Genomic DNA, 11,299 nt, shown 5'->3' with positions numbered 1-11,299 from the left:
GACCGGTTTTCTCCAAGTGGTGCGGCGAGCGGCGGACTGGCTGGACTAGACCTGCACGGTGGGACCGTTGACGTCCGTCTTGGACGGGTCGCTGGCTCCGCCGAAGAAGGCGTCGCCCTTGCCTGCGTCGGTGATGCTGGTGCCGGCGTTGACGTCCCTGGCGTGCTGCAACGGGTCCGCGGGGGCCTGGGTCGGCGCGGGCGTGCCGGACGAGTAGTTCTTCTGGTACTCGTCGTAGCTCGTCTTGGCGGCCTCGCCGGTGGACTTGGCCTGGTTGGCCGCGGTCTCCACCTTGTCGCCCGCCGCGCTCGCGGTGCTGCTCGCCTGCTCCGCCGCCTTGATGTCGGCGTCCGCCCCGGTCTGGTAGGCCCTGGCGTTCGCCTCGGCCGCGGCGGCGTTCTTGGCCGCGAAGTCGGCGTTGGCCTTCTCGTAGGACTCGTTCGCCGCCTTGGCCGCGTCGTTCTTGCTGCCGAGGTCGGTCTCCGCGGCGGTCTGCGCCGGGTTGGCCTTGCTCGGGTCGGTCGGGTTGTTGGTCTTGTACTCGTCGTAGGCGGCCTTGGCGGCGTCCTCCGACGGCTTCGCGGCCTGGAGCGCGTCGTAGCTGGACTTGGCCGCGTCGCTCACGTCGCGGCTCGCCTTGGCGGCGTCGGACGCGGCCGAGGCGGCTTCGGTCTTGGCCGAGTCGGCCTCGAGCTTCGCGGAGTCGTACTTGGACTTGGCCGCGTCGTACTGGGCCTGGTCGCCGGTGGCGGCGGCGGCGTTGACCGCGTCGGCCGCCGAGCTGAGCTTGTCGTTGGCCGCGGAGTACTTGTCCGAGGCGCTGCTGAGCTTGTCGTTGGCGGCCTTGGCCTCGTCGGCCTGCTTGGTCTCGTCGGCCTTGGCCTCTTCGTACTTCGCGGCGGCTTCCTTGGCCTTGTCGTTGGCCGCGGTGACCTTGTCGTTCGCCTGGTCGTCCTTGACGCCCTTGTCGATGGCGTCGTCGACGTCGTCGGCGGCCTTGTAGCCCTCGTAGCTGATCTCGGCGACGTCGGCGGCGTTGTCGAAGCGGTCCCAGCCCTTGCTGACCTTCGCCACCACGTCGTCGAGGTTGCCGACCTTGCCCACGAGCCTGCTCAACGACGCCACCACCCGCGCGATGCGGGCGGAGATGTTCACGCCCAGCGCGACGGCCTTGCCGACGGCGAAGCCGACGAAGGCGACGATGGAGGCGCCGAAGGTGATCCACGCGGTGGCCACCGCGATGAGCGCGCCCGCGATCAGGGAGCCCAGGAGCTGGGAGATCAGGTCGCGGATGATGTCGCGCAGGACGGTGACCAGCATGCCGGTGATCCCGACGATCTTGGCCTTGGTCTCGACCGCGTTGGCCAGCTGGTCGAGCTCAGCGCCCATCTGGTCCATGCTGGCCTTGAAGTTCTCCGACGACTTGCCGGTCCACCCGTCGAAGGTGGCCAGGCCGCTGCGGTGGTCCTCGGCCAGCACGCGCAGCTCCACGGCCTTGGCCTTGGTCGCCTCGACGTTGGCCTGGATCTCCTCCGGGTTGCCCATCACCTGGTTGAGGGCGTCGCGCAGGAAGCTGACGTGCTCGATCAGCCAGCCGATCCCGGCGCCGATCAGCGACCCGAGGGGGTCGATGGCGAACATCACCATCGACGCGGCCGCGCCGATCGCGTTGAAGGTGATGTCGAGCGCCTTCTCCGTCTCGGACTCGGCGTCCTTGCTGATCCCGTCGATCAGGCTGCCGAAGGCTTCGACGAACAGCGTGCCCTTGAGCTTGTTCTCCTCGGTGATGTGCATACCGGGAGGGGAGTCGATCGGCGTCTCGGCCATTTTTCCTGCCTACTTCCTGTCTAGACCGGAACCGGTCACCACGGCTGGTTGTCGTCGTCGGCGTCGTCGGCCGCGGGGCGCGGCTTGGTGGGCGGGCGCATGGCGGGCGCCAGTGGTGCGGGCCGGTGGACCGGCGGCGGCGGTGGCGGCGCGACGGGCTCTTCGACCTCGTCGACGGCGTCGTCCTCGTCCAGGTCGACCTCTTCGGCCGGGATGGCGTCGCTGACCATGGCGATCGCCTCGGTGCCCTCGCCGAGGGGCATGAAGACCTCGAGGACCTTCTCCGCGGCCTGGCGCTGGGCCACGGCGGCCGTCTGGAGGATCGCCCCCGTCAGCTGGGCGGCGCTCATCTCCATCGCGCGGCGGCCGAGCTGGAGGTTCTGCAGGCCGCCGTTGGGGCCGACGGTGACGGTGACCGAGCCGTCCTTGCTCGTGACCGTCGCGCTGGAGGCGGTGAAGTTCTCCTGGAGGTCCTCGGACTTCTTCTTCAGGTCGGCCAGCTTGGCCTCGTACTCGTCTAGCCATTGCTGGGGATTCACGAAGGCCTCCTGTCGCGGCACCGGTGCACCGTCCTGATCGGCATTGTCGGGCCGCTCCTGCCTACGGGAAAATCGGACGCGCCCACGTCACCACTCCGAAACGAATTCGCCGCCCGCCACCGTTGGAGCGGCGACGGCGATGCTAGCCGAACGATCATCTTGCTAGGTGACCCGGTGAGGTCGTTCGGGTGCACGTTCCTCCGCAGACGAAAGTTCACCGTGTCGCCTGCTCGTGGGCCAATGGCGAGTGACGTTGTTCACTTCCGGTCCGCGCCGGTTCCGGAGTGCTCTCCGCCTGCGGGGCCCGCCCGGCCCACCACCTGGCGGCTTTGTCCGGAAACGGTGGATCGACTCCACGTCCACCCCCTCGTCCACGGCGGCTTCCAATGGGCAGCCGAACCCTCCGGTCCGATGCGCCGGGCACCACCAACACGGGATTGGAGTCGTTCCGGTTCGGGATCTCCCGGCTTTTCTTCGCGGTGTGGCCGGTTCTACACCGAAAGGTGCCCGAAGGCACGCGGGGCATTCGCGAATGCATCCGGTCGGGCGCCGCGCCCACCAGGGGTGGCTCCTTCCCGGCGGGTGCGAAAGGATCGCGGGCCGACGGACGGGGGACGGTGTGGAGCACGGCGACCTGGTGGGACTCGCACGAGCCGGGACCGGGCGGGGGCTGGTGGAGGTGACCCGGCTGCCCGGCGGGACGAGCAAGGGGGTGTACCGGCTGCACCTCGACGACGGCACGACCGCGGTGGCCTACCTCTGGCACCCGGCCGAGGACTACTGGCCCGGAGGCGGCGGCGGTCCCGCGGGCATCGACGTGTTCGAGGCCGCCGGGGAGCGGTTCACCGCGATCGGCGTGCGCACGCCGCGGGTGCTGCTGCTGGACCGCAGCCGCTCGCTGTACCCGTGCGACGCCGCCGTGGTCGAGGACGTGCCCGGCCCGCGGCTCAGCGAGGTGTTCGACCGGGTGCCCAGGCGCACGCTGGAACGGCTGGGCGAGGCCGTCCGCGGGATGGCCGCGACCGCGGGACCGGGGCCGGGGCGGCCGTGCGAGGAGACGGTGCTGGAACGGGCGCTCGACGACCTGCGCGAGGCCGCGGAGCGGGTGGAGCGGATCGGCGCGGTCCGCGACGAGGTCGACGACGTCGTACGGGAGCTGGCCGCCGCGGTGCGGCCGAGGCGGCGACACGGGTTCGTGCACGGCGAACTGGGGCCGGAGCACGTGCTGGTCACCGCCGACGACGAGCCCGTGGTCATCGACATCGAGGGCGCGTCCTTCTTCGACGTGGAGTGGGAGCACGCCTACCTGTCGTTCCGGTTCGGCGGGCACTACCGGTGGCTGGAGGTGGACGGCCTGGACTCCGCGCGGCTGCGGTTCTACCGGCTGGCGCTGCACCTGTCGCTGGTGGCCGGGCCGCTGCGGCTGCTCGACGGGGACTTCCCCGACCGCGACTCCATGCTGGGGATCGTGGAGTCCAACGTCGGCCACGTGCTGGGGATGCTGCGATGAGGGTCCTGTCCGGCCGCGTCCTGGCCGGACCGCCGGTGGACCCGGTCGTCGCGGTCGGCGGGCGGGTCGGGCGCCCGACGGGCCGACGTTATTGCGGTGCGCGCGAGGACCGCGGTGGGCCAGGATCCCGGCATGACGTCGCCGATCGAGCCGGTGGAGCTGACCACCGGGAGCCTGCTGCTGAGACCACCCGAGGAGCGCGACGCCGTCGAGGCGCTGGCGATGGTGCGGGACCCGGACTCGATGCTGTGGAACCCCGCCCCCTCGGTGGTCGACGTGGCGGCCGCGCGGGAGTGGTGCCGGAGCCTGGGCGACTGGACGCCCGGTGACCACGCCACGTTCTCCGTCCTCGACGCCGAGAGCGGGCGGCTGGTGGGCAACGTGTCGCTGCACAGGATCGACCTCGACCAGCTGACCGCGGAGATGGGGTACCGGGTGGGGTCGTGGGCGCGCGGGCGCGGGGTGGCGACCGAGGCGGTGCGGGCGGTGACCGGGTGGGGGTTCGCCCGGTTGGGGCTGCACCGGGTGCACCTGTTCCACGCGGTGGCGAACGCGGCGTCGTGCCGGGTGGCGACGAAGGCCGGGTACCGGAACGAGGGGACGCTGCGGTCGGCGTCGCGGTACGGGGACGGGTTGAGGTACGACGAGCACCTGCACGCGCGATTGGCAGGGGACGAGGTGGACGGGCCCAAGGAGTGGAAATAGCGCCTCGTCGGAGGGGGTGGGCGCGTCATAATCGAGGGCATGGGAAAGACCTACGACCGGATCGACGGTCGGCTGCGGACGTTCATCGAGGAGCAGCCGGTGTTCTTCACCGGCACCGCGCCGCTGACGGGCGAGCACGTCAACATCTCGCCGAAGGGGCGGTCGGGGTCGCTGCGGGTGCTCGACGAGCGGACCGTGGCCTACCTCGACTTCGGCGGCAGCCACGCCGAGACGATCGCGCACCTGCGGGAGAACGGCCGGATCACGTTGATGTGGTGCGCGTTCACCGGGCCGCCCAACATCGTGCGGGTGCACGGCACCGGTGAGCCGGTGTTCCGCGACGATCCGCGGTTCGACGACCTGGTCGCCGGGTTCGGCGACGCGGACGCGCCGGGGCTGCGGGCGGTGATCGTGGTGACCGCGAACCTCATCAGCGACACCTGCGGGTACGCGGTGCCGTTCATGGACTACCGCGAGGAGCGGACGCTGCATGCGGACTACTTCGGCCGCAAGTCCGAGGAGGAGTTCGCCGTCTACTGCGAGGGCAAGGACTTCAACGGGGTCAGCATGGACGGGCTGCCGGGGTTGCCGCTGCCGCTGCCGCCGAGGTCGGCGTGATGATCCGCGACCTGGACGCCGCGCGCCGGGCCGAGCACCGCGGGGTGCCGATGGAGTTCGTCCACTTCTGGGGCCACGAGTCCCGCGGCGGCCTGGGCGTGGAATGCCTGAGCCAGTGGTACCCCTCGCCGTTCACCGTGGACGGCGTCACCTACGCGACCGCCGAGCACTACATGATGGCGGGCAAGGCGCGGCTGTTCGGCGACGAGCGGGCGGAGCAGCGGGTGCTGGCCGCGCACACGCCGTTCGAGGCGAAGAACATCGGCAGGCAGGTGCGCGGGTTCGACAGCGACGTGTGGGACGACCGGCGCGTGGGGATCGTGGTCGACGGGAACATCGGCAAGTTCACCGCCCACCCGGAGATGCGCGGGTTCCTGCTCGGCACGGGCGACCGGGTGCTGGTGGAGGCCAGTCCGCTGGACCGCGTGTGGGGCATCGGGCTCGGCTCGGGCGACGGGCGGGCGGCGACGCCGTCCACGTGGCGGGGGCTGAACCTGCTGGGGTTCGCGCTGATGACCGTGCGGGAGCGGCTGACCACCTGAGACCGCGGGGTGGTCCGCGAACCGGCGGGCGCGCCGCTACGGGGATCACCGCGTTTTCCGCCACAACTGCCCTGGCGGTATCTACGCTGGTGGCGAGTTCGTGGTACTGATCACCAGCAGTGGGTCAGGCGGAAGGGGTCCGGATGGCGGCCGTGGTCACCGCGCAGGCCCCGCGCCGGGTGACCGGGCTGGTCAAGAGCACTCCGGGGCGGCTGAGCCTGATCGCGCTGGTGCTCGTGGCGGTGAGCCTGCTGTCCGGGTCGCTCATCGGGTTCGGCGTGCAGGCCCGGTCGGACGCGCTGGAGGAGCTGGCCACCCGCAGCGAGCCGTTGAGCTTCGCCGCGCAGGAGGTCTACCGGGCGATGGCCGACGCCGACGCCACCGCCGCGGGGGCGTTCCTGTCCGGTGGCGTGGAGACGCCGCAGCTGCGCGCCCGCTACGAGGACGACATCGCGAAGGCGGCCGCGGCCCTGACCACCGCGACCGGGGAGAGCGCCCGCTCCCCCGAGGTCGGTCGCGCCCTGACCACCCTGTCCGGGCAGCTGCCGGTGTACACGGGGCTGATCGAGACCGCGCGCACGCACAACCGGCAGGGCAACCCCGTCGGCGCCGCCTACCTGCGCGAGGCCTCGGGGCTGATGCGCGCCGAGCTGCTGCCCGCCGCCCAGGACCTCTACCGCGCCGAGACCGCGAACGTGGTGCGCGACCAGGACCGGGCGGGTGGCGGCCCGTGGACCGAACTGCTGCTCGGCCTGGTCTCGCTCACGGCGCTGGGCCTGGCCCAGTGGTACCTCACCCGCCGGACCAACCGGCTGGTCAACGTCGGGCTGCTGGTCGCCACCGGGCTGACCCTGGTGTCGCTGCTGTGGGTGGTCGTCGCCAGCGCCGTCGTCGCGAGCACCGTGTCCGACTCCCGCGTCGACGGCTCCACCCAGGTCGACGTGCTGGCCCGCGCCCGGATCGACACCCTCACCGCGCGCGGCGACGAGACGCTCACGCTGGTGGCGCGCGGCAGCGGCAAGGTCTACGAGGACCGCTACGCCGCCGTCACCAAGGAGCTGGGCGGGCTGATCGCGACCGCGAAGTCGCTGGCGACCGAGCCCGCGGTGCGCGACGCGGTGACCTCGGCGGAGGCGAACCACCGGACCTGGCAGGACGCGCACCAGCGCATCCGCGCGGCCGACGACACCGGCGACTCCACCAACGCGCTGGGCATCGCGCTCAGCGGTGACACCGGTGGCGCGGCGGCGGCGTTCGACGGCCTCGACCGCGACCTGGTCACCGCCATCACCCGTGCCCGCACCGCGTTCACCGGGTCGGTCGCCACCGCCCGCGGCGCCCTGTCCGGCACGGTCGCGGTGGTGGCGCTGCTCGCGCTGGGCGCGGCGGCGGCGGCGGTCGCGGGGTTGTGGCAGCGACTCAAGGAGTACCGATGAGACGCCTGGCGGTCGTGCTGCTGTTCCTGCTCGCGGCGTGCTCCCCCGTGCCCGGCTCGGCGCCGGACATCACCGCCGGGCCGACCGGGGCGCCCCGGCCCGCCGACGCCGCCGAGGTGAGCGCGCCGCCCAGCACACCCGAGGCCACCCCCTCGTGCGACGCGACGGCCAGCCTGCGCCCGACCGGCCCGCCGCCGGAACCCGGCGGGATGCCCCCTGGCTCGACCATGGCGAAGATCGCCGCCCGCGGCAGGCTCATCGCCGGGGTGGACCAGAACACGTACCTGATGGGGTTCCGCAACCCCGGCACCGGCACCCTGGAGGGGTTCGACGTCGACATGGCCCGTGAGATCGCCAAGGCGATCTTCGGCGACCCGACCCGGATCCAGTTCAAGGTCCTCACCTCCGACGAGCGCATCCCCGCGCTGGAGAAGGGCGAGGTGGACGTCGTGGTGCGCACGATGACGATCAACTGCGAACGCGCCGAGCGGGTCGCGTTCTCCTCCGTGTACTACCAGGCGGGGCAGCGGGTGCTGGCCGCGCGCGGCTCCGGCATCGGCGGCCCGGACTCCCTGGGCGGCAAGCGGGTGTGCGCCACCAAGGGGTCCAGCTCGCTGACCAACGTCGCCAACGTGCCCGCGAAGCCGACCGTGGTGTCGGTGCCGAACTGGACGGACTGCCTGGTCATGCTCCAGCAGGGCCAGGTCGACGCGGTGTCCACCGACGACACGATCCTGGCCGGGCTGGCCGCGCAGGACCCCTACACCGAGATGGTCGGCCCGCAGTTCACCCAGGAGCCCTACGGGATGGGCGTGCCCAAGGCGAACGAGGACTTCGTGCGGTTCGTCAACGCCGTGCTCGAACGGCTGCGCGCCGACGGCACGTGGGCGGTCATCCACCAGCGCTGGCTCGGCGGGCTGGACCAGGCCGCCGAGCCGCCCGCGGCGAAGTACCGGGACTGAGCGCCGTGGACCGCGACGAGGTGGACGGGGCGCTGGCGCGGCTGGGCGCGGAGAGCGACCGGATCGCGCAGTCGCTGCTGGCCATGGACGACCACCCCGGCCACCCGCTGCTCGGCGCCGCCGACCGGGAGGCGGTGGCCGCGCTGTGGTCGTGGTTCGACGCCTACCGGCGGGTGCTGGAACGGGCCCGTGAGTTGCGCTCGGGCAGGCCGACGGCGGCCGACCTCGCGGCCGCGGCCGAGCTGCTGACCGGCCCGTCGGTCGAACTCGACGTCCACCCCGTGCCGTTGGCGCGGCGCGGGCTGACCGGGCCCGCGTCGGTCGCCGAACGCGTCGGGATCGACGAGCTGGTGGACCGGATGCGCGTCGGGTACGCCCATGTCGTCGACGCGCTGACCGCCGCCGTGGCCCGGCAGGCCGCCGCCGAGGTGGAAGCGCGCGAGCTGGCGCCGTTGCGGGCCGAGGCGCACCGGCTGCGGGAGCTGGTCGGGATGAAGATCGCCGTGGCCGCCGTGCCGCCCGTCCCGGACACCGCCGCCGGGTGCCGGGAGCTGGTGGCCGTCCTCACCGGGCTGCTGGACCGCCGCGCCGAGCTGCGCGGCCGCCTGGAGGCCTACCGCGCCAAGGCAACCCGCCTCGGCCACGCCGAGGACCCAGCGCTGTCCGCGTTGCACCGCGACGCGCACGACGTCCTGTTCACCGCACCGTGCGACCTGCCGGAGGCGACCCGCGCGGTGGGCCGCTACCAGCGGGCCGTGCTCGACCTGGTGGAGGCCAGATGACCACGTGTCCCCGTGCCGGGTGCGACGGGACCGTCGAAGCCGACGGGTTCTGCGACACCTGCGGGATCGAGGCGGTCTCCGCCCTGTCCGGCACCGCGTCGTCGGTGTCCGCGTACTCGGGGTCGGCCTACACCGCGATGCACAAGGCCGACGCCGACGGCGGCCCGGACACCGGTCCGAGCACGCTGGGCCAGGCCACGGGGGCGTTCAGCGGTCCGTCGACCGGTACCTCCACCGGGCCGAGCACGGGACCGAGCACCGCGCCGTGGACCAGCACCGTCAGCTCCTCGGGCCGCACCCGCCGCGCGTCCACCCGCTCCTCGGGGCGCGGCAGGCTCGGCGCCGGTCTGGTCGAGGTGCCGCGCGTGCCCTACCGCGACCCCAAGAGCGCGGTGCTGGCCGACCCCGAGGTGCCCGAGGCGAAGCGGTTCTGCAGCGCCTGCGGCAAGGCGGTCGGCCGCAGCCGCGAAGGCCGCCCCGGCCGGGTGGAGGGGTTCTGCCCGCAGTGCGGCCACCACTACTCCTACACCCCGAAGCTGGAGCCCGGCGAGGTCCTGCACGGCCAGTACGAGGTGCTCGGCTGCCTGGCGCACGGCGGGCTCGGCTGGATCTACCTGGCGCTGGACCACGCGGTGAGCGACCGGTGGGTCGTGCTCAAGGGCCTGCTGGACTCCGGGGACGCCGACGCCATCGCCGCCGCGACCGCGGAGCGCCGGTTCCTGGCCGAGGTTGAGCACCCGAACATCGTGAAGATCCACAACTTCGTGCAGCACGCCGACCGGCGCACCGGCGAGTCGGTCGACTACATCGTCATGGAGTACGTCGGCGGCCAGTCGGTCAAGGACATGATCAAGGACCTGCGCGGGTCCGGCGGGGGCACCGAGTCGCTGCCGCTGGCCCAGGCCATCGCCTACGCGCTGGAGATCCTGCCCGCGCTGGGCTACCTGCACGGCGTCGGCCTGCTGTACTGCGACTTCAAGCCGGACAACGTGATCCAGACCGAGGAGCAGCTCAAGCTGATCGACCTGGGCGCGGTGCGCCGCATCGGCGACAACCGCAGCGCGATCTACGGCACGATCGGCTACCAGGCCCCCGAGATCGGCACCATCGGCCCGTCGGTGGCCTCCGACCTGTACACGGTGGGCCGGGCGCTCGCGGTGATGAGCTTCTCGTTCGACTTCCGCCGCAAGTACAAGGGCTCCCTGCCCACCCCGGCCGACCAGCCGCTGCTGGCCGGGTTCGAGTCCTACCAGCGGTTCCTGCGCCGGGCGACCGACCCGAACCCCGAACTGCGGTTCACCTCCGCCGAGGAGATGGCCGAGCAGCTCACCGGGGTGCTGCGCGAGGTGCTGGCCGTGGACAACAACCCCCGGCCCGGCCTGTCGCGGCAGTTCACCCCCGAACGGCGGTGCTTCGGCTCCGAGCAGGACCCGGACCTGGCCACCGCCGCCGCCGCGCTGCCGGTGCCGCAGGTAGACGCCACCGACCCCGCCGCCGGGTTCCTCGCGAACGCCACCACCGGGGACGCCGTCGACCGGGTCGAGGCCCTGCGCGCCGCGCCGGTGAGCACGGCGGAGGTCCGGTTGCAGCTGGTGCGGGCGCTGGTGGACGCCGGGCACGCCGAGGAGGCCACCCGCGAGCTCTACGGGCTGACCGCGACCTCGATGTTCGACCCCGACGACCCGTCGCTGGTGGACTCCGACGACTGGCGCCCGGTCTGGTACCGGGGGCTGGCCGCGCTGGTGGAGGGCAACCCTGCCGACGCGCGGGCGGCGTTCGAGACGGTGTACGACGTGCTGCCCGGCGAGGCCGCGCCCAAGCTCGCGATCGCGCTGTGCGCGGAGGCCACCGGGAACCTGGCCGAGGCGGCGCACTACTACGAGGTGGTGTGGCGCACCGACCGCTCCTACGTCAGCGCCGCGTTCGGCCTGGCCCGCGTGCTGCTGGCCGCGGGCACCCGCGACCGCGCGGTCGCGGTGCTGCACACCGTTCCGGACACCTCCAGCCACCACGTCGCGGCCCAGGTCACCGCGATCCGCGCGCAGACCGACGCCCGCCACCACAGCACCGACGGGCAGCCCGCGCTGGTGGCCATCGCGGGCGCGGCCGACCGGCTGGCGGCACTGGAGCTCGACGTCGCCCGCCACGCGCAGCTGAGCGTGGAGGTCCTCCAGGCCGCGTTCGAGCTGCTCACCACGGACGGGTCCACCGACCCGGCCGGGCACGGCGAGCTGCTGGGGTGCGAGATGTCGGACCGCGGTCTGAGACTCGGCCTGGAACGGCACTACCGGACGTTGGCGCGGTTGGCCGACACCCCGGAGGAACGGTTCGCCCTCGTCGACCGCGCGAACGCGGTCCGACCCCGGACGCTGGTGTGA

At 72.7% G+C, this 11,299-nt stretch carries 10 protein-coding genes; 8 read left to right on the top strand and 2 right to left on the bottom strand.

Annotated elements, in window-relative coordinates; all coding sequences use genetic code 11:
* Nucleotides 1–45: 45 nt before the first annotated feature.
* Both RM788_RS51870 and RM788_RS51865 read right to left on the bottom strand, forming a co-directional pair.
* A complete protein-coding gene (locus RM788_RS51870) occupies nt 46–1,827 on the bottom strand; it encodes a WXG100 family type VII secretion target (protein WP_315929209.1) in 1,782 nt (593 codons plus the stop codon).
* Nucleotides 1,828–1,862: 35 nt separating this feature from the next.
* Nucleotides 1,863–2,366: a YbaB/EbfC family nucleoid-associated protein gene (locus RM788_RS51865; protein WP_315929208.1), complete on the bottom strand. Its 504-nt coding sequence runs from the start codon at nt 2,364–2,366 to the stop codon at nt 1,863–1,865.
* 637 nt (nt 2,367–3,003) lie between these two features.
* Here RM788_RS51865 and RM788_RS51860 point away from each other — a divergent pair.
* The 8 genes from RM788_RS51860 to RM788_RS51825 all read left to right on the top strand — a co-directional run bounded on the left by RM788_RS51860 (nt 3,004) and on the right by RM788_RS51825 (nt 11,299).
* The gene (locus RM788_RS51860; protein WP_315929207.1) at nt 3,004–3,876 is read left to right on the top strand and encodes a phosphotransferase family protein; all 873 of its coding nucleotides are present in this window, start codon (nt 3,004–3,006) and stop codon (nt 3,874–3,876) included.
* Nucleotides 3,877–4,008: 132 nt separating this feature from the next.
* Complete coding sequence (locus tag RM788_RS51855) at nt 4,009–4,581, top strand: GNAT family N-acetyltransferase (RefSeq protein ID WP_315929206.1); 573 nt, start codon at nt 4,009–4,011, stop codon at nt 4,579–4,581.
* Between the two features lie 39 nt (nt 4,582–4,620).
* Nucleotides 4,621–5,199, top strand: a complete 579-nt coding sequence (locus tag RM788_RS51850) for a pyridoxamine 5'-phosphate oxidase family protein (RefSeq protein ID WP_315929205.1) — start codon at nt 4,621–4,623, stop codon at nt 5,197–5,199.
* Nucleotides 5,199–5,741, top strand: coding sequence for a riboflavin biosynthesis intermediates N-glycosidase (locus RM788_RS51845; RefSeq protein ID WP_315929204.1), 543 nt, complete (start codon nt 5,199–5,201; stop codon nt 5,739–5,741). Before RM788_RS51850 ends, RM788_RS51845 begins: the two co-directional genes overlap by 1 nt.
* A 143-nt stretch (nt 5,742–5,884) precedes the next feature.
* Nucleotides 5,885–7,177, top strand: coding sequence for a GlnX family signal transduction membrane protein (locus RM788_RS51840; protein ID WP_315929203.1), 1,293 nt, complete (start codon nt 5,885–5,887; stop codon nt 7,175–7,177).
* On the top strand, nt 7,174–8,139 hold the full coding sequence (locus tag RM788_RS51835; RefSeq protein WP_315929202.1) for a glutamate ABC transporter substrate-binding protein: 966 nt from the start codon (nt 7,174–7,176) through the stop codon (nt 8,137–8,139). Before RM788_RS51840 ends, RM788_RS51835 begins: the two co-directional genes overlap by 4 nt.
* Before the next feature lie 5 nt (nt 8,140–8,144).
* Nucleotides 8,145–8,921, top strand: coding sequence for a hypothetical protein (locus RM788_RS51830; protein WP_315929201.1), 777 nt, complete (start codon nt 8,145–8,147; stop codon nt 8,919–8,921).
* The gene (locus RM788_RS51825; protein ID WP_315929200.1) at nt 8,918–11,299 is read left to right on the top strand and encodes a serine/threonine-protein kinase; all 2,382 of its coding nucleotides are present in this window, start codon (nt 8,918–8,920) and stop codon (nt 11,297–11,299) included. The genes RM788_RS51830 and RM788_RS51825 overlap by 4 nt, the downstream gene beginning before the upstream one ends.

The sequence above is a fragment of the Umezawaea sp. Da 62-37 genome, assembly GCF_032460545.1.
GTDB lineage: Bacteria > Actinomycetota > Actinomycetes > Mycobacteriales > Pseudonocardiaceae > Umezawaea.
Note: the sequence above shows the minus strand (reverse complement) of the source record. Positions and strands in the feature narration are given on the sequence as shown.

Bases quoted from the DNA above. Each gene is read 5' to 3' on its own strand.
- RM788_RS51855 (WP_315929206.1), top strand. From the start codon at position 4,009: ATGACGTCGCCGATCGAGCCGGTGGAGCTGACCACCGGGAGCCTGCTG.
- RM788_RS51850 (WP_315929205.1), top strand. From the start codon at position 4,621: ATGGGAAAGACCTACGACCGGATCGACGGTCGGCTGCGGACGTTCATC.
- RM788_RS51835 (WP_315929202.1), top strand. From the start codon at position 7,174: ATGAGACGCCTGGCGGTCGTGCTGCTGTTCCTGCTCGCGGCGTGCTCC.
- RM788_RS51825 (WP_315929200.1), top strand. From the start codon at position 8,918: ATGACCACGTGTCCCCGTGCCGGGTGCGACGGGACCGTCGAAGCCGAC.
- RM788_RS51840 (WP_315929203.1), top strand. From the start codon at position 5,885: ATGGCGGCCGTGGTCACCGCGCAGGCCCCGCGCCGGGTGACCGGGCTG.
- RM788_RS51870 (WP_315929209.1), bottom strand. From the start codon at position 1,827: ATGGCCGAGACGCCGATCGACTCCCCTCCCGGTATGCACATCACCGAG.
- RM788_RS51845 (WP_315929204.1), top strand. From the start codon at position 5,199: ATGATCCGCGACCTGGACGCCGCGCGCCGGGCCGAGCACCGCGGGGTG.